The 24,034-nt window shown below is 73.9% G+C and carries 16 protein-coding genes and 1 pseudogene; 9 read left to right on the top strand and 8 right to left on the bottom strand.

What is annotated here, in order from left to right:
* Positions 1 to 88: 88 nt before the first annotated feature.
* On the bottom strand, positions 89 to 1,114 hold the full coding sequence (locus tag ACFVU3_RS05570; RefSeq protein ID WP_390063921.1) for a LacI family DNA-binding transcriptional regulator: 1,026 nt from the start codon (positions 1,112 to 1,114) through the stop codon (positions 89 to 91).
* A gap of 272 nt (positions 1,115 to 1,386) precedes the next feature.
* Positions 1,387 to 3,786: a glycoside hydrolase family 2 protein gene (locus tag ACFVU3_RS05565; protein WP_390063919.1), complete on the bottom strand. Its 2,400-nt coding sequence runs from the start codon at positions 3,784 to 3,786 to the stop codon at positions 1,387 to 1,389.
* 371 nt (positions 3,787 to 4,157) lie between these two features.
* Between ACFVU3_RS05565 and ACFVU3_RS05560 the strand changes: the two genes are divergently transcribed.
* From ACFVU3_RS05560 to ACFVU3_RS05550, 3 genes are all read left to right on the top strand, one after another.
* On the top strand, positions 4,158 to 5,483 hold the full coding sequence (locus tag ACFVU3_RS05560) for an ABC transporter substrate-binding protein (RefSeq protein WP_390063917.1): 1,326 nt from the start codon (positions 4,158 to 4,160) through the stop codon (positions 5,481 to 5,483).
* A gap of 400 nt (positions 5,484 to 5,883) precedes the next feature.
* Entirely contained in the window at positions 5,884 to 6,894 is a 1,011-nt protein-coding gene (locus ACFVU3_RS05555; protein ID WP_390063915.1) for a carbohydrate ABC transporter permease, read from the top strand.
* Positions 6,891 to 7,766 (top strand): carbohydrate ABC transporter permease, encoded by an 876-nt coding sequence (locus tag ACFVU3_RS05550; RefSeq protein ID WP_390063913.1) that lies wholly within the window; start codon positions 6,891 to 6,893, stop codon positions 7,764 to 7,766. Before ACFVU3_RS05555 ends, ACFVU3_RS05550 begins: the two co-directional genes overlap by 4 nt.
* A gap of 52 nt (positions 7,767 to 7,818) precedes the next feature.
* Here the strand turns inward: ACFVU3_RS05550 and ACFVU3_RS05545 are convergent, their stop codons facing one another.
* Positions 7,819 to 8,853, bottom strand: a complete 1,035-nt coding sequence (locus tag ACFVU3_RS05545; RefSeq protein ID WP_390063911.1) for a LacI family DNA-binding transcriptional regulator — start codon at positions 8,851 to 8,853, stop codon at positions 7,819 to 7,821.
* 168 nt (positions 8,854 to 9,021) lie between these two features.
* On the opposite strand from ACFVU3_RS05545, the pseudogene ACFVU3_RS05540 reads away from it, so the two are divergent.
* Positions 9,022 to 9,270: pseudogene (locus tag ACFVU3_RS05540) on the top strand (ATP-binding cassette domain-containing protein); the annotation flags it as partial.
* 384 nt (positions 9,271 to 9,654) lie between these two features.
* Here ACFVU3_RS05540 and ACFVU3_RS05535 read toward each other — a convergent pair.
* Entirely contained in the window at positions 9,655 to 10,815 is a 1,161-nt protein-coding gene (locus ACFVU3_RS05535; protein ID WP_390063910.1) for a cellulase family glycosylhydrolase, read from the bottom strand.
* A 309-nt stretch (positions 10,816 to 11,124) separates the two neighbouring features.
* A complete protein-coding gene (locus tag ACFVU3_RS05530) occupies positions 11,125 to 11,604 on the bottom strand; it encodes a GNAT family N-acetyltransferase (RefSeq protein ID WP_390063908.1) in 480 nt (159 codons plus the stop codon).
* Positions 11,605 to 11,736: 132 nt separating this feature from the next.
* On the opposite strand from ACFVU3_RS05530, the gene ACFVU3_RS05525 reads away from it, so the two are divergent.
* Complete coding sequence (locus ACFVU3_RS05525) at positions 11,737 to 12,654, top strand: pirin family protein (protein ID WP_390063907.1); 918 nt, start codon at positions 11,737 to 11,739, stop codon at positions 12,652 to 12,654.
* Between the two features lie 283 nt (positions 12,655 to 12,937).
* Here ACFVU3_RS05525 and ACFVU3_RS05520 read toward each other — a convergent pair whose 3' ends face one another.
* On the bottom strand, positions 12,938 to 16,333 hold the full coding sequence (locus tag ACFVU3_RS05520) for a S8 family serine peptidase (protein WP_390063905.1): 3,396 nt from the start codon (positions 16,331 to 16,333) through the stop codon (positions 12,938 to 12,940).
* A 471-nt stretch (positions 16,334 to 16,804) separates the two neighbouring features.
* Between ACFVU3_RS05520 and ACFVU3_RS05515 the strand changes: the two genes are divergently transcribed.
* Positions 16,805 to 19,045 (top strand): glycoside hydrolase family 9 protein, encoded by a 2,241-nt coding sequence (locus ACFVU3_RS05515; RefSeq protein WP_390063904.1) that lies wholly within the window; start codon positions 16,805 to 16,807, stop codon positions 19,043 to 19,045.
* A 146-nt stretch (positions 19,046 to 19,191) separates the two neighbouring features.
* Complete coding sequence (locus tag ACFVU3_RS05510) at positions 19,192 to 20,199, top strand: hypothetical protein (RefSeq protein ID WP_390063902.1); 1,008 nt, start codon at positions 19,192 to 19,194, stop codon at positions 20,197 to 20,199.
* 146 nt (positions 20,200 to 20,345) lie between these two features.
* Here the strand turns inward: ACFVU3_RS05510 and ACFVU3_RS05505 are convergent, their stop codons facing one another.
* Positions 20,346 to 21,356: a GlxA family transcriptional regulator gene (locus tag ACFVU3_RS05505; RefSeq protein ID WP_390063901.1), complete on the bottom strand. Its 1,011-nt coding sequence runs from the start codon at positions 21,354 to 21,356 to the stop codon at positions 20,346 to 20,348.
* 71 nt (positions 21,357 to 21,427) lie between these two features.
* On the opposite strand from ACFVU3_RS05505, the gene ACFVU3_RS05500 reads away from it, so the two are divergent.
* Positions 21,428 to 22,690: an MFS transporter gene (locus ACFVU3_RS05500; RefSeq protein WP_390063899.1), complete on the top strand. Its 1,263-nt coding sequence runs from the start codon at positions 21,428 to 21,430 to the stop codon at positions 22,688 to 22,690.
* A 93-nt stretch (positions 22,691 to 22,783) separates the two neighbouring features.
* On the opposite strand, the gene ACFVU3_RS05495 is transcribed toward ACFVU3_RS05500, so the two are convergent.
* A complete protein-coding gene (locus ACFVU3_RS05495) occupies positions 22,784 to 23,323 on the bottom strand; it encodes an NUDIX domain-containing protein (RefSeq protein WP_390063898.1) in 540 nt (179 codons plus the stop codon).
* Positions 23,324 to 23,678: 355 nt separating this feature from the next.
* Here ACFVU3_RS05495 and ACFVU3_RS05490 point away from each other — a divergent pair, with 355 nt between their 5' ends.
* Positions 23,679 to 24,029: a GNAT family N-acetyltransferase gene (locus ACFVU3_RS05490; RefSeq protein ID WP_390063897.1), complete on the top strand. Its 351-nt coding sequence runs from the start codon at positions 23,679 to 23,681 to the stop codon at positions 24,027 to 24,029.
* The last annotated feature ends 5 nt before the right edge of the window (positions 24,030 to 24,034 follow it).

Raw genomic sequence — 24,034 nt, 5'->3', positions numbered from 1 at the left:
CACCCGCGGACGCCTCCGCCCCGCCGTCGGGACGGACGGAAGGCCGCACCCCGGCCCGGGGTGCGGCCTTCCGTCGTACGGCGATCCGTCAGGCCCGCCGCGGCGGGCCCGTCGAGCCGCGGGGCGTCAGGGACGGGGTCGGGACCTGGCGGGCTCCCTTGTGGGTGCCCTCGATCACGCCGAACAGGGTGCGGGCCACCTCCTCCCCGAAGTGGTGCACGTCATGGCTCATCGCCGATAGCGGCGGATGCGTCAGCCGGCACAACTGCGAGTCGTCCCAGGCCAGGAGCGAGACGTCGTCGGGGACGGACAGGCCCATCTCGGAGGCGACCGCCGCCCCCGCCACCGCCATGATGTCGTTGTCGTACACGATCGCCGTGGGCCGGTCGGGGGAGAGCAGCAGACGGCGCGTGGCCCGCGCGCCCTCCTCGCCCACGAAGCCGGTCGCCACCTGCCGGCGCCCGTTCAGGCCCAGTTCGGCCATGGTCGCCTCGAACGCGGCGGCCCGGATGGTGCTGTGGCCGAGCCCCGAGGGGCCGCCGACGCGGGCGATCCGCCGGTGCCCGAGCGCCGCCAGATACCGCACCGCCTCCGCGGCCGCCGAGGCGTCGTCGGTCCACACCGAGGGGAAGCCTCCCGTCAGCGACGGATGTCCGACGGCCACCGCCGGCATCCCGAGCGCCCGCAGCGGCCGGATCCGCGGGTCGTCCCGGTGGAAGTCCACCAGGATCGCCCCGCCGACCGTCCGGCTGCGCCACCACTCCTCGTACAGCGCCGTCTCCTCGTCCAGGTCGCGGACGAGCCGGAGCAACAGGGAGCACGAGCGCCCGGCGAGGACGTCCTCGATGCCCGAGATGAACTCCATGTAGAACGGTTCGAGGCCCAGCAGCCGGGCCGGCCGGCAGATCGCCAGGCCGACGATGCCGACCCGCCGGCTCGACAGGCTCCGCGCCGTCTGGTTCGGCGTCCAGCCCAGCTCCCGGGCGGCGGTGAAGATCCGCTCCCGGGTGGTCCGGGCGACCCCCGGCCGGTTGTTGAACGCCATCGACACGGCGCCCTTGGAGACCCCGGCCCGCGCCGCCACGTCGTTGATCGTGACGCGCGGCGCGGGCACCCGGGGCAGGGGACCGGCCCCCGGCGCCGGTCCCCGCCCCGCGTCCGGTCCGCCCCCCGCATCCCGTGTCAGGCCACGATCCGGCACCGCCCCGCGATCCGGCACCGCCCCGCGATCCGGCACCGGCCCGGGACCGGACACCACCTCGGGGCCCAATACCGGCCCGGGACCGGACACCACCTCGGGACCGGGCACCACCTCGGGGCCGGACGCCGGCCCGGGGCCGGACCCGGGCCGGCCTCCGCCCGGGGCCGGTACGCGCGGAACGGCGCTCACGCCGCTCCCACGCTGAACAGGGCCGCCCGTACGGCCTCCAGGTCGTCGCCGGTCCAGCCGCGCACCCCGATCCGGACCTCCTCGCCCGGCAGCAGCGTGACCAGCCCGTGGTCGGCGGTCGCCGCCGGGGCCAGCCGGTCGGCCTGGAGGAGGAGGTCCCGGATCAGGGTCCGGGCCGTGACCACGACGACCGAGGCGCCGTCCCCGGCCGGTTCGACGCGCAGGTCGTAGCGCGGAGCCGGATAGGCGAACTCCTTCTCGTACACCGGCAGATGGACCGCCCGCAGGCCGTCCGCGTCGGCGACCAGGAGCTCCTTCGCCGAGCCGGCGTCCGGGAGCAGCGAGGCCGGGACGACCAGCCGTACGACCGTCCGGGCCGCCGCCTCCAGGTCCAGCGCGGCCTCCCGCAGCACGCTGCCGTCCGCGCCGAGGCGGCGCAGGGTGACGGTGGTGCGCCACGTCGTGCCGGACTGGTTGTCGAGGGCGAGCACGGGGCCGTCCTCGGCGGGGACGAGGCTGAGGAGGCGGTCGGCGTAGACGCGGCGCAGCTCGTGGTAGAGCGGCTTGAGGTGGCCGTCGCCGTCGATGGCGGCCCAGGAGCTCACCGGCCAGCAGTCGTTGAGCTGCCACACGACCGTGCCCGCGCAGACCGGCCAGTGGGAGCGCCAGTGCTCGATGCCGGCCGCGACGGCGCGCGCCTGCACGACCTGCGCGAGGTAGTGCCAGCGGTCGAAGTCCCCGGAGGGCAGGCCGAAGTGGCGCTCGATGCCGCGGTCGAGCTTGCCGTTGCCGTCCTCGGCCTTCTGGTGGTGCAGCATGCCGGGGGAGTCGGGGGCCAGCTCCTCGCCGGGCAGGGCGCGCCGGAGCGTCGCGAGCGCGGGCGGTGCCTGCCAGCCGAACTCGGCGCAGAACCGGGGCACGTCGGCCCGGTATGCGGCGTAGTCCCGCCGGTTCCAGACCTCCCACGAATGGTGGGTGCCGTGCCGGGGGTCGTTCGGGTGGTGGTCCCAGGAGCCGGACCAGGGGCTGCCGGCGGTGTAGGGGCGGGTGGGGTCGAGTTCGGCGACGATCCGGGGCAGGACGCCGAGGTAGTAGCCCTCGCCCCAGGAGTCGCCGGCGAGGGGGGTCTCCCAGTCCCAGTCGCGGAAGCCCCACAGGTTCTCGTTGTTGCCGTTCCAGAGGACGAGGCTGGCGTGCGACATCAGGCGGACAACGTTGTCGCGCGCCTCTGCCTCCACTTCTCCGCGCAGCGGCTGCTCCTCGGGGTAGGCGGCGCAGGCGAAGAGGAAGTCCTGCCAGACCATCAGGCCCAGCTCGTCGCAGACGTCGTAGAAGGCGTCGTCCTCGTAGATCCCGCCGCCCCAGATCCTGACGAGGTCGACGTGGGCCTCGGCGGCCTGGGTGAGGCGGGTGCGGTAGCGCTCGGGCGTGACCCGGGACGGCAGGACGTCGTCGGGGATCCAGTTGACCCCGCGCGCGAAGATCCGCACGCCGTTGACGACGAACGTGAAGCCGGTGCCGTGCTCGTCCGCCGAGCGGTCCACGGTCACCGTGCGGAAGCCGATCCGCCGCGACCACGCGTCGAGCGGGGCCCCGTCCTCGTCGAGGAGCGCCACGTCGAGCCCGTACAGCGGCTGCGCGCCGTATCCGCGCGGCCACCACAGATCGGCGTCCGGCACGGAGAGCCGGAGCACCGCCTCCTCGCCCTCGAAGACCGTCTCGGCGGCGCCGCCCGCCATGGTGGCGCGGAGGAGGAGCCGCCGGCCCGCGCCGCCGGCGGTCCGCTCGGCGCGGACGCGCAGTTCGACCCGGCCGGTCGTGCCGTCCACGGTGACGAGCGGGCGCACCTCGGCGAGGCGGGCGGTGGACCAGCGCTCGATCCGGACCGGCCGCCACATGCCGGCGGTCACGACGGTCGGACCCCAGTCCCATCCGAAGGAGCAGGCCATCTTCCGTACGTACTGGAAGGGTTCGGGATACACGTTGGGCCGGTCGCCGGTGAGCGCGCGGACCCGCTCGGCCTCGTCGTACGCCGAGTCGAAGCGCACCTCCAGGGGGCCGGTCCTGCCCGTCACGTCGAAGCGGTGGACGCGGTGCATGTTCCGGGTCGTGCCGAGCGACTCCCCGCCGACGAGGACCTCGGCGGCGGTGTCGAGACCTTCGAAGACCAGGTCGGACCGTTCGTGTCCGCCGTCGTGGAGGGCGGGTGCGGCGACGTACGACCACGCCCGGCGGCCCACCCAGGCGATCCCGGTCTCGTTCAGGCCGAGGGAGGGGTCGGGGAGGACGCCGGCGTCGAGCAGGTCGGTGTGGACGCAGCCGGGGACGCGGGCGGGGAGCAGCGCGTCCCCGTGGCGCAGACTCCAGCCGTCGTGCAGCGGAAAGACTTCCTTCATGGTGTGCGGCTCCAATCGCCTGGCAGAGGGGCGGTGTGGGGAGGTGGGGTCGGCGTGGCCGGGTGCGGCCGGGCGCGGTGGGCGGCCGGTCCGGGGGCGGGCGCGGTGCGTCCGCCGCGCCGGGCGGCGCGGTCCCGGAGCGACAAGCTAGCCGTCCGGTCGCTGAACTGTCCATGAACCGGTGAAGTGACCTCGCCTTTCACGGAGTGTCGCCGACACGCTGCGCAGATCGCCTCGTTCGGGACTTTCGGCGGCCCGCGGTAACGATTGTGCATCGCGCTGGAAATCAGCACTTTACCGGTTCACCACAGCCTGACATAGTGCCGACATCCCACCGATGACCTGAGCCGTGACTTTGAAGGAGTTGGGCCATGGGGAACAAGAAGACGACGGCGCTCTCGGGAGCGCTGGTGGCCGCCGCGATGCTGGCCCTGTCGGCGTGCGGCGGCGGAGGGGGCGGCGCCACCGGCGAGGTGGCCGCTCCTCCGTCCGACCCGAAGGAGGTCTCGGGCAGGATCAAGGTCCTCACCCAGCGGACCGACCTGGTGCAGAACGGCGTGCTGAAGCAGTACGCGGCCGAGTTCAACAAGGTCTACCCCGAGGTGCAGGTGACCTTCGACGGCATCACCGACTACGAGGGGGAGGTGAAGATCCGCATGAACACCGAGGAGTACGGTGACGTGCTCTTCATCCCCGGCGCCGTGGCCAAGAACGACTACCCGAAGTTCTTCGCCCCCCTCGGCACCACCGCCGAGCTGTCGAAGTACCGCTTCGGCGACAAGACCGAGGTGGACGGCAAGGTCTACGGCATCGCCCAGTTCGGCACCGCCAACGGCTTCGTCTACAACAAGAAGCTGTGGAAGGAGGCGGGCGTCACCGCGTGGCCGAAGACCCCGGAGGAGTTCCTGGCCGGCCTGGAGGCGATCGGGGAGAAGACCGGCGCCGTCCCCTACTACACCAACTTCAAGGACGGCTGGCCGCTGGTCCAGTGGACCGGCAACCTCGGTGTCGTGGGCTGCGACGCCCAGGCCGGCAACGCGCTCGCGGGCCCGGTCTCGCCCTGGAAGGCCGGGAGCGAACTCCGTACCGTCGACACCCTGATCCACGACATCGTGAAGCGGGGCCTGTCGGAGAAGGACCCGGCGACCACCAACTGGGAGACGTCCAAGGCGCTCCTCGGCGAGGGCGAGATCGCCACGATGATGCTGGGCTCCTGGTCGATCACGCAGATGCAGGATGCGGCGAAGAAGGCCGGCGGCGATCCGTCCGACATCGGCTTCATGCCGTTCCCCGTGCAGAAGGGCGGGAAGCACTGCGCGGCCCTGGTCTCCGACTACCAGCAGGCCGTAAGCCTCCACTCCCACGACAAGCCCGCCGCGCGCGCCTGGATCGACTGGTTCACCGAGAAGTCCGGCTTCGCCGCGAAGGAGGGTGTCGTCTCCGCGGTCAAGTCCGCCCCCATGCCCGACACGCTCAAGGACTTCGTTGACAACGATGTCACGTTCTTCGACCGCTCCGAGGCGAAGACCGCGGCCGTCAACGACATCGACGAGGCCGCCGAGATCGGCCTCAACAAGCCCGACTACCGCCAGAAGCTGATCGACACCGCCCGGGGCGCCCAGAAGGGCAGCCTCGACGACTTCTTCGCCGACCTGGACAAGAGGTGGGACGAGGCGGCGAAGACCGCCGGCGGCTGACGCCCGGCGGAGGTGGCCCCGGCCGCACGACACCGGCCGGGGCCCCTGGACCCGCTCCCGCACCCAGCACCCCCCCACCCCGCACTGAGCACTCCCCACCTCCGCACCCCGCGCCCCGCACCCCGCGCCCCGCACCAGGAACCGGGACCGCGCCGGGATACGGCGGACGCGACAGGTACGCGGACACGACAGGTACGCGGACGCGAAACGTACGCGGACGCGACAGGTACGCGGACGGGACCGCCGTCGGCGCCGGCGGCCACGACAGGCCGGCGGCCACGACAGGCCGTGGCCACGACGGACACGGCAGGACGGCGGACACGCAGGACGGCGGACACGGCGGTCACGGCAGGCAGGCGGGCACGGCGACATGGCGACACGGCGGACACGAAAGGCCGACATGACCGAGACAGACACGACCCACACCGCACGGGGGAGCACCGCCGCCGGGCCGCGGACCCCCGCCCCGGAGAAGGCGCGGGGCGACGGGCCGCCGCGCTTCCGGCGCCGGCCCTCCGGCGCCACGGCCCCCCGGTCCTGGCGGAGTTCGCCGCTCCGCCGGGTCACCCCCTGGCTCTTCCTCGCCGGGCCCCTGGCGCTGCTGATCACGTTCACGTACGTCCCCGTCGCGAGCATGGTCTCGTACAGCTTCACCGACTGGGACGGCGTCAGCCCGGACCGGGAGTACGTCGGCCTCGACAACTACGTACGGATCTTCACCCGCCCCGAGCTGTTCCGGGTCTTCTTCGTCAGCGGGTACTACCTCGCCGCTTCCGTCGTGCAGATCGCCGTGGCCCTCTACTTCGCGGTGATCCTCAGCTTCGACGTGCGGTTCCGGAACTTCTTCAAGGGGATCCTCTTCTTCCCCTACCTCGTCAACGGCGTCGCGATCGGCTTCGTCTTCCTGTACTTCTTCCAGGACGGCGGCACCCTCGACGCGGTGCTGGCCTGGCTCGGCGTGACCACCGACCACGCGTGGCTCGGCGACCCGGCCTCCGCCAACGTCTCCCTCGCGGGCGTCTCCGTCTGGCGTTTCACCGGACTGAACTTCGTCCTCTTCCTCGGCGCCATCCAGTCCATCCCCGGCGAGCTGTACGAGGCGGCCGAACTGGACGGGGCCGGGAAGTGGCAGCGGTTCCGGCACATCATCGCCCCCAGCATCAAGCCCGTCATCAGCCTCAGCGTCATCCTGGCGGTCTCGGGGTCCCTCTCGGTCTTCGAGATCCCCTACATCATGACCGGCGGCGCGACCGGCACCTCGACCTTCGTCATCCAGACGATCAAGCTCGCCTTCCAGTTCAACAAGACCGGCCTCGCCTCGGCCGCGGCCGTGGTGCTGCTCCTGCTCATCCTGCTGATCACCTGGATCCAGCGCCGGCTCGTGCCCGACGACAAGGTGGACCTCGTATGACCTCCCCCGACCTCACCGCCACCCCGCGACGGCCCCGTGCCTCGCGCCGCCGCCCGACCGCCGGCGGCGTGCTGATCCATCTGTCGCTCCTCGTGGCGTCCGCGGTTGTGCTGCTCCCGCTCGCGGTCGTCCTCCTGACCTCGCTCAAGACCTCCGAGGAGGTGGGGAACGGCGGCGCGCTCTCGCTGCCGGGCAACTGGTTCAACCTCGACAACTACGTCACGGCGTTCGTCGACGGCAAGATGCTGACGGCGTTCGGGAACACCGGGTTCATCCTGGTCTTCTCGATCGGCGGGACGGTGGTCATCGGCTCGATGACCGCCTACGCCGTCGACCGCTTCGACTTCCGCGGCAGGAAGCTCGTCATGGCCGGCTTCCTGATCGCCACGCTCGTGCCCGGAGTGACCACCCAGGTCGCGACCTTCCAGGTGATCAACGGCTTCGGCCTGATCGACACCCGCTGGGCGCCGATCCTCCTCTACATGGGCACCGACATCGTCTCCGTCTACATCTTCCTGCAGTTCATCCGCGGCATCCCGGTCTCCCTCGACGAGGCCGCCCGCCTCGACGGCGCCAACGCCTTCACCATCTACCGGCGGATCATCTTCCCGCTGCTCAAGCCCGCGATCGCCACCGTCGTCATCATCAAGGGGATCACCACCTACAACGACTTCTACATCCCCTTCCTCTACCTGCACTCCGAGGACCTGGGGACGATCTCCACGGCACTCTTCCGCTTCAAGGGCCCCTTCGGGGCGCACTGGGAAGCCATCTCCGCCGGCGCGATCCTCGTCATCCTGCCGACGCTGGCGGTCTTCCTGCTGCTCCAGCGGTGGATCTACAACGGCTTCGCGCAGGGCGCCACCAAGTAGGGGAACGGCGCCGGGCCAGGGGGCGAGAAGGAGGGGGCGCCGGCGGCCCGGGTCAGCGCAACGCCCGCCGGCTCCCGGTGCCGTCCCCGGGCGGCGGCGGAGCGGTGCTGCCCCGGGGCACGAAGTGCGCGTAGCCCTCGCGGATGTCGGCGACCTCCTCGCCGTCGATCAGGGCGAGGAGCGCCTCCGCCGACCGTGCCCCGTACGCCGCGATGTCCCGGCTGACCGCCGACAGCATCGGGCGCACGACCTGGGTCAGCGGCGACTCGTCCCAGGCGACGACCGACAGGTCGGCGGGGATGGAGAGGTTCAGCTCCTGGGCGACGGAGAGGGCGGCCACGGCCATGATGTCGTTGTCGAAGACGATCGCCGTCGGCCGCCGCGGCCCGATCAGCAGCGCCCGCGCGGCCCGCGCGCCCTGGTCGCCGGTGTAGTCCGTGTGGACCACCGCCGCCTCGGGGATCCCGGCCTCCCGGCACGCCTCCGCGAGGGCGGCGTCGCGGACCGCCGTGTGCGCGAGCCCGACGGGGCCCGCCACCCGCGCGATCCGCCGGTGCCCGAGCGCCGCCAGGTACCGGACGATCTCGTGGACGCTGCCGCCGTCGTCGGACCAGACGGCCGGCAGGGCGCCCGAGACGTCCGGCGGGCCGATCGCCACGGCCGGAAGGCCGATCTCCTCGACGGCGGCGACCCGCCCGTCGCCCGCCTGGAGGTCCATGAGGAAGACGCCGTCCACGCGCCGCTCGCCCCACCAGCGCCGGCAGACCTCGATCTCCTGCCCCTGGTCCGCGACCATCTGGAGCATCAGCGCGTACGAACGCTCGGCGAGCACCGTCTCCACGCCGCTGATGAACTCCATGAAGAACGGTTCCACGCCGAGCGTCCTGGCCGGACGCCGCACGGTCAGGCCGACCGCCTGCGCCCGCCCGCCGGTCAGCGCCCGGGCCGCGCTGTTCGGGCGCCAGCCCAGCTCCTCGGCGATGGCCTTGATGGAGGCCCGGGTGGCTTCGGAGACTCCGGGCTGATCGTTGAGCGCGTACGAGACCGCCACCTTGGACACGCCTGCGCGGCGTGCGATGTCCGCCATGGTCGGCCGCTTCACGTGCCGCTCCCGTCCTCCTGAACCCTGCCCGACCCACCGACCCTACCCCCCTGCCGTCCACGGCCCGGCCGCACGCGGACCGGCGCGGACAGCGGGACGCACAGCCGCCGGACCGGACCCGGGAGTCGGGCCCCGGTCCGGCGACACTCGCGCGTGCGCCCCGCCGGGCCTGGCCTCCGCGGCCCCGCCCGCCGCATCCTCGTGGGGGAACGCGCCCGCCGTCGTACGCGAGAGATCCCGCCGTCGTATAGGAGCGGGCGCCCGCCCGCGCCCACGCGAACCCGGCGGCGCCTCCCCTTCCCTGCGTTCGCCGTCGTCGGCGGTTCGGGGGCCGGGGAATCGACCCTGCTGGACCTCGTCCTCGGATTCCACCAGCCGACGGAGGAGCACATTCTTCTCGACGGCCCGGAGATGGCGGAACTGGATCTGCGGAGCCATCGCGGATTCGTCTCCGTCGTGCCCCCAGGAATCCGTCCTGTTCGAGGCGGGCATTCGGGAGAACGTCGCCGACGGAATGCCGGAGACCGGCGAGGAGACCGTACGGAAAGCCCTGCGCGACGCGAATGCGGCGGAATTCCACCGGCTCTCCACGATCAGGAACGCGGACCGCGTCCTCGTGCTGGACCGCGGGCGCCTCGTGGAGTCGGCACCCACGAGGAACTCTCGCCCGGGGCTCGGCCTGCGCCCGCCTCCAGGCCGGCCGGCACGCCTGAGACCCCGGAGCCTCCCGGCCCGTGGGAACGGGCCGGGAGGACGGGGGCGCACAGCGGACCGGCGCGGTCCGCGTCAGCGGTCGGCCGCGCCGCCGCGCACGACGCAGGACCGCTGTCGTTCCCAGCCCCAGCCGTCGCCGTCGGGGTCGGAGGCGGCGCCGTCGACGCAGTACGGGTAGCCGTTGGGAGCGGTGCCGCCGTCGTTCCCGCCGCCCCCGTTCCCGCCGCCGTACACGGCGGCGCGCTTCGAGGTGGCGGCGATGCCGTCGGCGCCGCGGAGGAAGCGGTCGCCCCAGGCGGTCGGCCTGTTCGCGTCGAAGTCCTGGACCATGTCGAGGTACTCGACGCCGCTGCCGTTGCCGCTCCACGACCAGCCGAGGTAGCCGACGCGCAGCGCCCGGGCGGTCGCCATGATGGCGTTCTCGTCGGGGTCGCCGTCGCTGTGGTTGTCGCCGAACTCGCCCACGACGATGGGGAGTCCGGCGGACACGAAGTGGTTCAGGTAGTCCTGGACCTCGGTGGCCGTGTCGTACACGCCGTACATGTGGATCGAGAAGACGGTGTTGCGGCGCGGGTCGGCGGCGAAGACGGAGGCGGCGTTGTCGCGCATGGTGTGCGACCAGTCCTGGCCCCAGTTGGGGGCGTCCACCATCAGCGCGTTCTCGATGCCGGCGGCGCGGAGCTTCGCGACGGCGCTCTTGGTGGCGGCGGTCCAGGCGGAGTAACCGCTGTTGCCGAAGGGTTCGTTGCCGATGTTGACGACGACGTGGTCCTCCTGGCCCTGGAGGGCGCTCCTGACGCCCACCCAGTAGTCGGCGGCCTGGTCGAGGGAGGCGGCGGCGCCGTCCTCGCCGTACCCGGTGGTGTCGTGCACCTCCAGGACGCAGATGACCTTGTTGGCCTTGCAGTCGGCGATGATCGACGCCACCTCCGCGCCGCTCGTCCTCGTCCAGCGGTCGCCGCTGGAGAGGACGACCCGGACCGTGTTGGCGCCCGTGGCGGCGATGTCCGCGAGGGCGCCCGTCTCGGTCGGGTACCAGGTGTGCGCGTGGTTGACTCCGCGCATCACGAACTCGCTGCCGTCGGCCTCATGGAGGCGCCCGTCGCGGACGTGGAGTCCGCCGTCGGCGGCCTGGGCGGCTCCGGTGGGGCCGAAGACGGGCAGCAGCAGACCGGCGACACCGGCGAGGGCGCTGCCCGCGGCCGTGACCCACCTGCTTCTCGGCTTGTTCATGCCTCTCCTTAGAAAGGGGGTCCGGGAAAGGAGTCCCGGGAGGGAAGGGGTGAGATCCCGGAATGCTGACAACGTTGTCATGCCGTCGTCGCGCACCGAGCCGCTGATGCGCATTCCGGGGTTCCCCACCATGAGGCACCGGGCATTCCGCCGCTGTCAAGATCCGTAACGGGAAAAGCCCTTCGACCCGCTGAACGGAAAGGCCGGTTCAGATGAACGCGCACGGAACCCGCTGAATTCTCTTGGCCGAACGGGCCGATTCCGGGGGAGTGGGTGCGCGGGAGGGGGCCCCACGGAGTCTCCCCGCCCTCAGGCCGGGGTTTCGTGCCGCAGCCAGATGTACGCCACCGGCTGCGCCGCGTTCCACTCCTGTGCCGTTTCCGCGTCCACGCGCACGAAGCCCGCGCCCTCGTAGCAGCGCAACGCCACGGCGTTGTCGGGGTGGACGCGCAGGAAGACGTCCGTGAAGCCGGCCGCCAGCGCCTCCGCGAGCAGCCGCAGCGTCAGGACGCGGCCCAGGCCCCGCCCGCGCGTTCCGGGTGCGACGACGATCCGGGCCAGTTCGGCCTCGTGCTCTTCGGCGTCGTGCCAGACCTCGCCGTATCCGAGGAGGTCCGGCCCGTCCGTCAGGACGTACGCCCGGCTGTCCGGGTCCGTCCGCCAGTCGGTGACGGTCTCCGGCGGCACCGGGTGGCCACGGTGTCCGCACCAGTGCAGCGCCTCGGTCGGGGAGGTGGCCCAGCCGGCCACGGCGGCGGCGTGGCCGGGGGTGAAGGGGAGGAGGTCCATGCCGCTTCCTGCCGGTTCCGGGGGTGCTGTCGTCGCAGACCCTACGCGCCGGCGGTGGATCATGGACTTGCGGCGGCGGGAACCGTCACCGACAATGGTTGAATCTGAAACTAAAGCGAGGAGGGGTCGGAGATGGGCGACACGAAGGTCGAGATCCTCACACCCCGGGACGTCCCGCTGGGCGGCCCGCGCGCCATGACCGTACGGCGCACGCTGCCGCAGCGGGCCCGCACCCTGATCGGCGCCTGGTGCTTCGCCGACCACTACGGCCCCGACCCGGTCGCCGCGTCCGGCGGCATGGACGTCGCACCCCACCCCCACATCGGGCTCCAGACCGTGAGCTGGCTGTTCAGCGGCGAGATCGAGCACCGCGACAGCCTCGGCAGCCACGCCGCCGTCCGCCCCGGCGAGATCAACCTGATGACCGGCGGGCACGGCATCGCCCACTCCGAGGTCTCCACCCCCGACACCACCGTCCTGCACGGCGTCCAGCTCTGGGTCGCGCTCCCCGACGCCCACCGCGACACCCCGCGCGACTTCACCCACCACGCGCCCCGCCCGGTCCGCGTGGACGGTGCCGAACTCCGCGTCTTCCTCGGCACCCTCGCCGGCGACACCTCCCCCGTCCCCACCTTCACCCCCCTCCTCGGCGCCGAACTCCTCCTCGACCCCGGCGCCACCGTGACCCTCGCCGTGGACCCGGAGTTCGAGCACGGCCTCCTCGTCGACGAGGGCGACGTCACCCTGGACGGCACCGCGCTCCGCCCCGCCGAACTCGGCTACACGGCCCCCGGCCGCGCGAGCCTCACCCTCGCCAACACCTCCCCGCACCGGGCCCGCCTCGTCCTCCTCGGCGGGCCGCCCTTCGAGGAGGAGATCGTCATGTGGTGGAACTTCATCGCCCGCACCGACGCCGAGATCCGCCGGGCGAGGGAGGAATGGGCGCGGGCCACCGACCGCTTCGGCGCCGTCACGGGCTACCCCGGCGACCGCCTCCCGGCCCCCGAACTCCCCACCACCCCGCTCAAGCCCCGCCGCAACCCCCGCTGACGGGACGGCCGGACGCGGACACCGGCGCCACCACCACCGTCCGCTACCCCCGCTGACGGGACGGTCGGACGCGGACACCGGCGCCACCACCACCGTCCGCTGCCCCCGCCGACGGGACGGCCGGGCGCCCGGGCATCGTTCCGCCGCCCGGCCGCCCGGCCGCCCGCCGCCCCGCCGTCCCGCCGATATCCCGGCTCACGGGACGCCCGGACGCCGGAGACCGGCGCCACCACCCCACATGGTGACGCCGGTCCTGTCGTGCCCGGCCCTCAGCGGGCTGTCGTCACCTGCCGATCCACGCGTTGCGGATCGACAGCGTGGACGTGTTGCCCTGCTTGTCCGTGACCTCGGCGGCGAGCGAGATCCCCGCGCCCTTCGCCGGGTTCTTCACGACGATCCGGCCGCCGGCCACCGGCACGGCCTGCCAGCTCTTCCCCTCGTCGTAACTGGCCTTCACCGTCAGGGACGCGAGGTTGCCGCCGGCCGCCGAGCCCTGCACGGTCACCGGGACCGAGGTCCACGCCCGCTCCGGAGCCCGCGTCGCGAGGTCCACCGGCGCCGCGAAGCGGACCGTGGAGACCGGCAGCGCCGTCGTCGCCGCGACCTCCTTCGACCGGAAGGCGAACGAGGTCTCGACCCGGGTGGACACCCCGGCGACCTCCGCCGGACGCTCCGCCGAGGTGACCAGGCGGTACGCGGCGTCGGCGCCGTCGACCACGAAGGGCTCGGCACCGCTCAGCGGGTCCTCGTTCGACGCGACCTTCACGCCGTCGCGGTACAGCGTCGTCGTGGCCGAGGAGTACGGCGTGGAGCCCACGTGGCCCTTGCCGTCGGCCAGCAGCGGCACCGCGCCGACGAGCCGCTGCTCGCCCGTCGCCGGATCGGGCGCCGTACGGAAGACGCCCGTCCCCTCGCCCAGGAGCGGGCCGAAGACACCGGAGTTGAACCGCTCGCCGTACGTCCGGCCCGCCTCGTACCGCTTCGGCGCGGCCATCTCGTAGCTGCCCTCGAAGGCCGGGTAGCCCCACTCGTCGGGCGCGCCCAGCTGGTTGAACCGGGTCAGCCAGCGGACGCCGTCCGCCGTCGAGACGTGGAAGACGCGGGTGCCCGGCGCCGGCTGCGGGGCGGAGAAGCCGTTGCCCTCCGGGGCCCCCGGCAGGTGCGCGTACGGGGAGGCGAGCGCGGACTTGCCGGACGCGGAGGCGCCGAGGCCGACGTTCAGGGTGGCGAACTCGTCCGCCTTCACCCGGCGGTCGTAGCCGGTCGCGACCTTCTCCGTCCTGCCTCCGAAGGCCACCGCGTACTGGGTGGTGGCGTCCTTCAGGAAGTGCGCGTCCCAGGTCTGGAGCAGCGAGCCGTCGGTGACGGCCGGGCCCTGGTGGGCGGTGCGGAAGCCGGCGAAGCCCCGCAGGACCCAGCCGTTGCCGACCCGGCCGATCTCGGTGTCCCGCTCGTAGTACGTGCCCGCGTAGTTGGCCTGGTCGATCCCGGGCACGGTCAGCGCCACCGGCCGGGTCGTGCGCGCGTCGACCGTGACGGTCGTGTCGCCGGAGACGTCGAGCCTCGGCTGGGCGATCCAGTCGGTGCCCTTGGTGTAGTCCGAGGGGTCCTCGTAGACGGCCGTGCTGAGCGTGTACGCGCCCTTGGGCACGCGGAGGGTGTGGCTGCCCGGCTCGCTGTCGATCCGGGTCTGGAATCCGGCCGCCGGACCGGCGATGCCGATCAGCGTGTTGGCGAAGTCCGTGGCGTCGGCGCCGTCGCGGCCGAGCGTGCGGACCGTGAGGTCGTACGACTCCGCCTCCCGGACGGCCACCGCGGCGGTACGGACGGACAGGCCCGCGCCGGTGGCGGTGACGTATCCGGAGAAGGTGCCGTCGGTGTCGCCCACGCGGGTGTCGGCGGTGAGGTCGACCTCCGCCGTCCCGCCGGCCGGCACGGTGACCCGGGGGGCGCCGAGCGAGAAGAAGCCCGCCGGGGCCGGCTTGCCCGCCGGGTCCAGGCCGGAGACCGACAGGTCGAGCGTGACGTCGGCGGTCCCGAGGTTGCGGTAGCGGACCTTCTGGGTGACCGGCCGGTCGTCGGCGTGCGGCCACCGGGCCGTGCCGAAGTTCAGCGACACCGGCTCGGAGATCACGGTCCCGGCCAGGGCCCGGTCGACCTGGATCCGGCCCGTGCCCTGCTGGAAGGCGGTGAGGCCGTCGCCGCCCACGGCGGACCCCGTCAGCGCGCCCTTGAGCTCGGCGGCCGTCCAGTCGGGGTGGCGCTGTTTCAGGATCGCGGCCGCGCCCGCCACGTGCGGGGTCGCCATCGAGGTGCCGTCGATCTGGAGGTAGCCGGGCGCCGGGTGCGGGGTCCCGGGGCGCGTGTCGATCGCGCTGCCGGGCGCGGCGGCCGCCGTGATGCCGACACCGGGCGCGGTCACGTCCGGCTTGACGGCGCCGTCGCCGACCCGGGGGCCGGTGCCGGAGAACGGTGCGAGCCGGTCGTCGTGGTCGACGGCGCCGACGGTCAGCGCGGCGTCCGCGCTGCCGGGCGAGCCGACCGTCGAGGCGCCGGCCTCGCCGTCGTTGCCGGCCGCGACGGCGAAGAGGATCCCCTTCTCGGCGGAGAGCCGGTCGATCGCCGCCTCCAGCGGGTCCACTCCGGGGCTGTCGGGGCTGCCGAGGCTGAGGTTGACCACGTCGGCGCCCTCGGCGGCGGCCCATTCCATGCCGGCGAGGACGGCGGAGTCGTCGCCGAACCCGTCGTCGTCCAGGACCTTTCCGCTGATCACCTCGGCGCCGGGCGCGACGCCCTTGAACCGGCCGTCCGACCGGGCGCCGGTGCCGGCGGCGATCGAGGCGACGTGGGTGCCGTGGCCGACGCGGTCCACCGCGTCGGGGGAGGCGGAGAAGTTCTTCTCGCCGACGACCCTGCTGCTGAGGTCGGCGTGGGACCGGTCGACGCCGGTGTCGAGGACCGCGATCTTCACGCCGGTGCCGTCGAAGCCGGCCGCCTGGGCCCGGTCGGCACCGATCTGCCGGACGCTGCGGTCGAGGCTCGCGCCCCGCACCCCGTCCAGCCACACCGTGCCGATGCCGGCCGCGGTGGCCCGCGCGCCGCTCGGCCGGCGGTCGGTCAGCGCCTCCCACACCCGGGCCAGGTCGTCCTGGGAGGCGAGCAGGGCGTCGGCGCCGATCGTCGGGAAGGTGCGGCGCAGTTCGGTGTCCCCGGCGGTGCGGAGCTGGGTCCGGGCGGTGCCGGCGTTCCCCTCGTACCGGACGATCAGCTTGAGGCCGGAGCGGTGGCTCGCCCGCAGCCGCGGGTCGGTGAGCACGGAGAGATCGAAGAGCCGCTGGTCGAGGCGGCCGTCCGCGATCAGGGACCGCGCGTCGGCGGGCACGACGAGCGTGCGGTCGCCGACGCGCCGCACCTCGACGGGTATGCGCTCGCGGCCGGGGGCGGCCTCGAACCGCACCATCCGGCCCTCGGCGTCCACCACGACGCGGTCGCCGGTGACGAGCGGGATCCGCTGGTCGCCGCCGAACCGCGCGAGGGGCGGTGCGGCCGCGTCCGTGGCCAGGGTGTTCTTCGTGCTGTGCGGGGTGGTCAGGGTGATCGCCGTCGCCGGGCCGGTCATGCCCGCCACGAGGGCCACCGAGGTGGCCGCCGCGATCGTGAAGGCGCGTGCTTTCTGCACGGGTGCGCGCAAGTCTCCCCCAGGAGCTTTGGGATGAGGTCGAGTGGTCGGATCCGGCCAGCGGCGCGAACGGCGCCCGCGGTCGGTCAGCGCAGTATCCGAGGTCACAGAGGCGTGATCAACGGCGGTGGGGGAGTGGGGCGTTGGAGCGCATGGTTTCCGGCCACGCGGAAGGACGCCAGTTCGATGGGGCGACGACGGAGGTGTGACGAGCGTGTGACACCCGTGCGATGCCTGTGCGACAGCCGCGCCCGCCGGCGGCTCCGCGCCCCAGGTGTCACGGGGTTTTCCGGGGGTGCCGCCGCCATGATCGGAGCGTCCCTCTCCGATTGGCCGTAACCGGGCCGCGGGAGCCTGGTCCTGTCCGGGCCGTTGACGTCCCCGTGTTCCGGCCACAAGGATGTCCACCGCCTGTTTGGGAGCGCTCCCACTCCCGGTGTGCTCCACCACCCCCCTCGGAGGAGTCCGGACGTGAACCGACGCAGAACCGCCCTGCTGTCCCTGACGGCCCTGCTGGCGGCCGGCCTCACCGCCGTGCCCGCCGGACCGGCGGGAGCCGACGAGGTCGAGCGGATCAGGAACGGCACCTTCGACACCGGCACCGACTCCTGGTGGACCAGCGGAGTCACCGCCGCCACCACGGGCGGCACGCTCTGCGCCGACGTGCCCGGCTCCACCGCGAACACCTGGGACGCCGCCGTCGGCCAGAACGACCTCACGCTCGTCAAGGGCGAGTCGTACCGCATCGCGTTCCGCGCGACCGGCACCCCCGCCGGCCACTCCGTCCGGGCCGTCGTCGGCCTCCAGGTCGCCCCGTACGACGCCTACCACGAGGTCGTCCCGCAGCTCAGCGTCTCCGGCGACACCTACACGTACACCTTCGCCTCCCCGGTGGACACCGCCCAGGGCCAGGTCGCCTTCCAGCTCGGCGGCGCCGCCGACCCCTGGCGGTTCTGCCTCGACGACGTCTCCCTGCTCGGCGGGGTGCCGCCGGAGACGTACGAACCCGACACCGGCCCCCGCGTCCGGGTCAACCAGGTCGCCTACCTGCCCCACGGCCCCAAGAACGCCACCCTGGTCACCGAGGCCACCGGCGCGCTCCCCTGGCAGCTGAAGGACGCGCGCGGCACCGTCGTCGCCCGCGGCCGGACCGTCCCGCGCGGAGTGGACCCCTCGTCCGGGCAGAACGTCCACTCCCTCGACTTCGGCGGACACCGCCGGTCCGGCGAGGGCTTCACCCTCGTCGCCGACGGCGAGACCAGCCGCCCCTTCGACATCGGCACCGACGCCTACGACCGACTCCGCCTGGACGCCGCGAAGTTCTACTACACCCAGCGCAGCGGCACCCCGATCCGCGACGACCTGCGCCCCGGCTACGGCCGCGCCGCCGGCCACGTCGACGTCGCCCCCAACCGGGGCGACGGCGACGTCCCCTGCCGGCCCGGCGTCTGCGACTACACGCTGGACGTCACCGGCGGCTGGTACGACGCCGGCGACCACGGCAAGTACGTCGTCAACGGCGGCATCTCCGTCTGGCAGCTCCTCGCCACCCACGAGCGGGCCCTGCACGCCCGCACCGGAGACCCCGAGGCCCTCGGAGACGGCACCCTGGCCCTCCCCGAGAGCGGCAACGGAGTCCCCGACATCCTCGACGAGGCCCGCTGGGAACTGGAGTTCCTCCTGAAGATGCAGGTCCCGGAGGGCCGACCCCTCGCCGGCATGGCCCACCACAAGATCCACGACGAGCAGTGGACCGGCCTGCCGCTGATGCCCTCCGACGACCCGCAGAAGCGCGAGCTGCACCCGCCGACCACCGCCGCCACCCTCAACCTCGCCGCGACCGCCGCCCAGGCGGCCCGCCTCTACGAGAAGTACGACCCCCGCTTCGCCGCCACCGCGCTCACCGCCGCCCGTACGGCGTGGGCCGCCGCCCTCGCCCACCCCGCCGTCCTCGCCTCCGACAGCGACGGCGTCGGCGGCGGCACCTACGCCGACCGGAACGTCGCCGACGAGTTCTACTGGGCCGCCGCCGAGCTCTACCTCACCACCGGCGAGAAGGAGTTCCAGGACCACGTCCTCACCTCGCCGGTCCACACCGCCGACGTCTTCGGCCCCGTCGCCTTCGACTGGGCCGCCACCGCCGTCCCCGCCCGCCTGGACCTCGCCACCGTCCCCAGCCGCCTCCCCGGCCGCGACCGGGTCCGCGGCTCCGTCCGGGCCGGCGCCGACCGCTACCTCGCCACCCTGAAGGCCCACCCGTACGGCATGCCGTACGCCCCCGAGGGCCAGAAGTACGACTGGGGCTCCACCCACCAGATCCTCAACAACGCCGTCGTCCTCGCCACCGCCTTCGACCTCACCGGCAGCGCGAAGTACCGCGACGGAGCCGTCCAGACCATGGACTACGTCCTCGGCCGCAACGCCCTCAACCTCTCCTACGTCACCGGCTACGGCGAGGTCCACGCGCGGAACCAGCACAGCCGCTGGTACGCGCGCCAGCTCGACGCCGCACTGCCCCCGCCGCCCGCCGGCTCGCTCTCCGGCGGCCCCAACTCCAGCATCCAGGACCCGCTCGCCCAGGCGAAGCTCAAGGGCTGCACCGGCCAGTTCTGCTACATCGACGACATCCAGTCCTGGTCCACCAACGAACTCACCGTCAACTGGAACTCCGCCCTGACCTGGATGGCCTCCTTCGTGGCCGACCAGCGATGACCGCACCCCCCATGGGACGGTGAGTACCCGTACTCACGAGGGAATCCCGCGCTCCTGTCTAGGGTGGCGACGACAGGGCGGCCCGACGGGGTGGGCCGCCCGCTCGTCGCCGGAGCGCCGGCGACCGACGGGGGAGGGGCACCGGCATGCCCGAGAGGGACGAACGCACCACCGTGTTCGGCTGGGCGAGCGTGGCACTGATGGCCCTCGCCGGGGCCGCGATCGCCTACCTGGGCGTCTGGACCGCCGAGGCCGTGGCACCGGTCGAGCGGCACCACGCCGTCATCCTGCGGGTGAACGACGCGGACGGCGCGGAGGGGCACGAACGCTTCGGCTACGACCTGGAGGCCATGACCGGCGACGGCCGCGTCATCGCCCTCGCCCCCGGGCAGGAACGGGTGGACCGCCTCTCCATCGGCGAGCCGGTGATCGTCACCCTCTCCCGTGCCACCGGCCGGCCCCTCTCCGTGCGGTACGCGGAGGGCGACGTCGAACTCCACCACCACACCACGGCGATCGTCCTCGTGACCGTCGCGGGCCTCTTCGCCGCCGTCGTGGCCTGGCGGGCACGCCCGCTCCTCGCCGCCGCGTCGGCCGTGCTCCCCGTGGCGCCCAGGCTCCTCGTCGCCGCGGTGACGGCCACGGCCGTCGCCGTGACGGCCGTCGGCATCCTCGACCGCGAGACCGGCGGCGACATTCGCCACGTGGCCGACGGCATGGACATCTACGGCGACCCGGAGTTCTTCCCGGAGCGGGTCGTCGCGGTGGGGGAGGAGGCTCCCCTCGACGGTGTGTTCGTGACCGCCCGGGGCCCCGCCGCGGAGGTCACGACGCCGGGGCCCGACCCGGCCCTGCGCGTCGTGGCGGTCCCCGTCACCCTGCGCAACCCCACCCCCGAGACCGTTCTCACCGTCCGCCTCGTCCTGATCGGCGAGGGCCAGGGGGAGACCCAGATGCTCCGCGGCTCCCGCTGCGGCGACGAACCGGGGGCCCTCGTCGGCACGTTCCCCCACGGCACGACCACCGGCCGCCTCTGCTTCGTCGTGGCCCAGCGCTTCGATCCCCGCTACCTGATCCTGGAACGCGGCGACACGTCCCTGGCCCTCGACGTCCGCACCGGCCCGGGGGCGGCAGGGAAGCCTTCCGGGAGCTGAGCCCAAGAGGGCATGGCACGAGGCATGTCCGGGCGGGCGGGCGGCGTACGGCCCTACCCGGTGGCAGTCGGAGCCGGAGCCGGAGCCGGGGTCCGGGTCTGGGTCCGGCTCCGGGTCGGGGGCGGGGGCGGGACAGCCCCCCGTGGTCACCCGCCCCCGTCCCCCGCCGTCCCCACCCGCTCCGTGCGGAAGGCCCGGCGGTAGGCGGCGGGGGTGGTGCGCAGGGCTTCGTGGAAGCGGCGGCGGAGGTTGACCGCGGAGGAGAGGCCGACCCGGTGGGCGATGGTCTCCACGGGCAGGTCCGTCTCCTCCAGCAGGGCCCGGGTGGCGGCGATCCGGCGGTCCAGCAGCCACCGGCCGGGGCTGATGCCGAGCTGCTCGGTGAAGCGCCGGGTGAGGGTGCGGGGCGAGACGCGGGCGCGGGCCGCCATGTCGGCGACGGCCACCGGCTCGTGCAGCCGTTCGCCCAGCCACTCCAGGAGCGGTGCCAGCGAGTCGGCGACCGGTCCCGCGGCCGGCAGCTCCGCGTACTGGAGCTGGCAGCCCTCGCGGTGCGGTGGCATCACCATCCGCCGGGCGATGCGCATCGCGTACGCGGCGCCCTGGTCGGCGCTGACCAGGTGGAGGCAGAGGTCGACGCCCGCCGCCGCGCCGGCGCTCGTGGCGACGTCGCCGTGGTCCACGTACAGCACGGCGGGGTCCACGCGGACCCGGGGGAAGCGGGAGGCCAGTTCGGCGGCGCGGGCCCAGTGGGTGGCGGCCCGCCGGCCGTCGAGGAGTCCGGCGGCGGCGAGGACGAAGGCGCCCGCGCACAGGCCGACGACCCGCGCCCCGCGCGCGTGCGCCCGCCGCACCGCGTCGGCCACGTCCCGCGGCACCTCGCCGCCGGCCGCGGGCCCCCAGCCGGGCACCAGCACGGTGTCCGCGCGCTCCAGCGCCTCCAGGCCCGCGCCGACCAGCATGTCGTAGCCGGCCTCGGTCCGGACCGGCCCCGGCCGGTCGGCGCAGACCTCGAACGCGTACCGCGCCGGGACCGACGGCCCCTGGCCGCCGAACACCTCGGACGCGCAGGCCAGCGGGAAGGCCGGCTGCGGGGGCTGGAGCAGTGCCACGACCCGGTGCACGGGCGGGGGGCCGGACGGCGGTCGGAGCGTCATGGCGCGAAAGTACCCCATCATGTCGTTCGGGACACTGGGTTGGACCGCTGGTCCGGACCAGCATCGGTGCGGTGACCACCCAGCACCCCGACGCGCAGGCGCCGACCGCCCCCGCCCGACCGCACCGTCCCCGACCGCCTCTGTGGGACCGCCGGTTCACCCTCTACTTCACCGCCCGAGCGGTCTCCCTCCTCGGGGACGCGATGATGCCCGTGGCCGCCGCGCTGGCCGTCGGCGCCCTGTACGGCGTGACCGGGGTCGGCCTCGTCCTCGGCGCCTGGACCGGCACCTTCGTCCTGCTGGTCCTCTTCGGCGGCGTCCTCGCCGACCGGTTCGGCGCACGCCGGATGATGGTCGTCGCCGACCTCGTCCGGGTGGCCACCCAGGGGGTGCTGGCGGTGGCGTTCTTCGCCGGACGGCCGCCGTTCTGGCTCCTCGTCTCGATGGCGGCGGTGGCCGGCGCGGCCGTCGCCATGTTCCTGCCCGGGGTGAACGGGATGGTCCCGCTCGTCGCCCGCGACCCGCAGCGCGCCAACGCCACCCTCAAGGTGGCCGACGCGCTCGCCCACCTCCTCGGCCCCGCCTGCGCGGGCCTGCTGATCGCCGTGACCGACGCCGGCACCGTCTACGCCGCCGACGCCGCCACCTTCCTCGTCAGCGCCCTCTGCCTCGCGCTCCTCCGGCTCCCCGCGAAGGCCCCCGACTCCGCGCCCCGCACCGGGCGTTCGCTCCGCCGCGATCTGCGCCAGGGATGGCGGGAGTTCCGCGCCCGGACGTGGATGTGGGCGGTGATCCTGATCTGGGTCGTGCACGGCGTGCTCGTCTTCGGCCCGCTGGTACCGCTGAGCTCCGCCCTGATCGGTGCCCGGCTCGGCCCGGACGCGTACGGCCTGGCGGTCTCGTTCCTCGGCGTCGGCACGGTACTGGGCGGGCTCGTCGCCCTGCGGCTGCGCCCCGCACGGCCGCTCGCCGCCGGCGCCGGCGCGATGGTCCTCTACACCGCGCTGCCCCTCTCCGTGGCCCTGGACGCCGGCCTCCCGGCGCTCCTGGCCGCCCACGCCACGGCGGGCGCCGCGCTCGCCTTCTGGTCGGTGATGTGGGCCACCAGCGTGCAGACCCACACCCCGCCCGAGGTCCTCAACCGGGTCTCCGCCTACGAACTCGCCGGCTCCGTCTCCGGCATCTCCGCCGGCCAGATCCTCGCCGGCCCGGCCACCGCGGTGACCACCCCCCACCACTTCCTCCTGCTCTCGGCGGGCACCTGCGTGGCGGCGAGCGTCGCCCTCCTCGCCGTACCGGCGATCCGCGCCCTCCGCCGCGCCCCGAGCACCTGAGGCCGGCGGGGGCACCCGCCCCGGGGAGCCCGCGCGGGGCCCCGGGGCGGGACGGCCGAGGGGATGCCGCGCCGGTGTCCCCGGCCGGGCCGGTCAGCGGGAGGCCGCGCCGGGGTCCCCGGCCGGTTCCTCCGCGGGCGGGGACTCGTCCCCATCCCACGCGCCGACGTACGCGGCCGTGCCCGTGCGCCGGGCCTCGGCGAAGGCGGCGAGCCGGGTGAAGTCCCGCGGCGGCATCAGCGCCCGCCACTCCCGGAGCGGCAGGACCCGGACCTCGTCGTGCTCCGCCGGGTCGAGGACGAGGTCCGCGATCTGCCGGTCGGTCAGCCGCCCGCCGTCGAAGACGTACCCGGCGGTCGCCAGCGGCCACGAGGCGCCCGGCAGGCCGAAGACGGCCGCCAGCAGGCGCGGGGGCCCGGGCACCACGAGTCCGGTCTCCTCCTCGGTCTCCCGCACGGCGGTCTGCCACGGCCGTTCGCCCGCCTCGGCCGTGCCGCCCGGCAGCTGCCACGGGTGCTCGGCGCTGTAGACGGCGTGGAGCTGCACGGGCCGGTCGTCCATGTCGGTGAAGTACACGGCGCCGAACAGGGTCGCCTTCGGCAGCGTCGCGACGAACTCGTCGACCGGCAGCATCGCTCAGCACCTTCCCGGGGTCGGAAGGACGAGGGCGGGGGCGGGGACACGGACGGGCGCGGGGACAGCGACGGGGGCGGGGACGAGGGCGGGGACGGGCGCGGGCAGAGGGTGCATGTCGGCCTCCGGGGGGATGGGGGAGAGAGCTTCGCCCGGGTTCAACGAGCCCACCCCGCCCGGCGTGCACAGCTGTTTCGGACGCGCTGCGCCCCCGCGCGCCGGTCGGCCCGTCACCCCCGGCCCACCTGCGGAAACCGGGGAGTAGGGTGGCCGGACCAGCGCGCGCCGGGGGCGTACGCCGTCGGCCGCGTCCGGGCCGGAGCGCGTCCGACCGTCACGACCCCGAAAGGCCGCCATGAGCGAGCAGAGCGAGCAGAGCACCACCCCCGTCGTCCGCCGCGTCGACGAACGCCACCGGTACGAGATCCTCGTCGACGGGGCGCGGGCCGGGCTCACCGCGTACCGCGACCGCGACGACCGCCGGGTGTTCTTCCACACCGAGATCGACGACGCCTACGCGGGCCAGGGCCTCGCCGGGATCCTCGTCGAGCACGCGCTGACCGACGTGCGCGCCTCCGGGATGCGGATCGTGCCGGTCTGCCCGTACGTCGCCAAGTTCCTGAAGAAGCACGAGGAGTTCGCCGACATCACCGACCCGGTGACGCCCGAGGTCCTCCAGTGGCTGGACGCGCGGCTGGGCCGCTGACCCCC

It is taken from the genome of Streptomyces sp. NPDC058052, assembly GCF_042885515.1.
Taxonomy (GTDB): domain Bacteria; phylum Actinomycetota; class Actinomycetes; order Streptomycetales; family Streptomycetaceae; genus Streptomyces.
This window is presented reverse-complemented; position numbering and strand designations above follow the sequence as displayed.

What these genes read in the sequence shown, in the direction of transcription:
- ACFVU3_RS05565 (WP_390063919.1), bottom strand. Translation starts at nt 3,786, where the DNA reads ATGAAGGAAGTCTTTCCGCTGCACGACGGCTGGAGTCTGCGCCACGGG.
- ACFVU3_RS05560 (WP_390063917.1), top strand. Translation starts at nt 4,158, where the DNA reads ATGGGGAACAAGAAGACGACGGCGCTCTCGGGAGCGCTGGTGGCCGCC.
- ACFVU3_RS05555 (WP_390063915.1), top strand. Translation starts at nt 5,884, where the DNA reads ATGACCGAGACAGACACGACCCACACCGCACGGGGGAGCACCGCCGCC.
- ACFVU3_RS05550 (WP_390063913.1), top strand. Translation starts at nt 6,891, where the DNA reads ATGACCTCCCCCGACCTCACCGCCACCCCGCGACGGCCCCGTGCCTCG.
- ACFVU3_RS05545 (WP_390063911.1), bottom strand. Translation starts at nt 8,853, where the DNA reads ATGGCGGACATCGCACGCCGCGCAGGCGTGTCCAAGGTGGCGGTCTCG.
- ACFVU3_RS05535 (WP_390063910.1), bottom strand. Translation starts at nt 10,815, where the DNA reads ATGAACAAGCCGAGAAGCAGGTGGGTCACGGCCGCGGGCAGCGCCCTC.
- ACFVU3_RS05530 (WP_390063908.1), bottom strand. Translation starts at nt 11,604, where the DNA reads ATGGACCTCCTCCCCTTCACCCCCGGCCACGCCGCCGCCGTGGCCGGC.
- ACFVU3_RS05525 (WP_390063907.1), top strand. Translation starts at nt 11,737, where the DNA reads ATGGGCGACACGAAGGTCGAGATCCTCACACCCCGGGACGTCCCGCTG.
- ACFVU3_RS05510 (WP_390063902.1), top strand. Translation starts at nt 19,192, where the DNA reads ATGCCCGAGAGGGACGAACGCACCACCGTGTTCGGCTGGGCGAGCGTG.
- ACFVU3_RS05505 (WP_390063901.1), bottom strand. Translation starts at nt 21,356, where the DNA reads ATGACGCTCCGACCGCCGTCCGGCCCCCCGCCCGTGCACCGGGTCGTG.
- ACFVU3_RS05495 (WP_390063898.1), bottom strand. Translation starts at nt 23,323, where the DNA reads ATGCTGCCGGTCGACGAGTTCGTCGCGACGCTGCCGAAGGCGACCCTG.
- ACFVU3_RS05490 (WP_390063897.1), top strand. Translation starts at nt 23,679, where the DNA reads ATGAGCGAGCAGAGCGAGCAGAGCACCACCCCCGTCGTCCGCCGCGTC.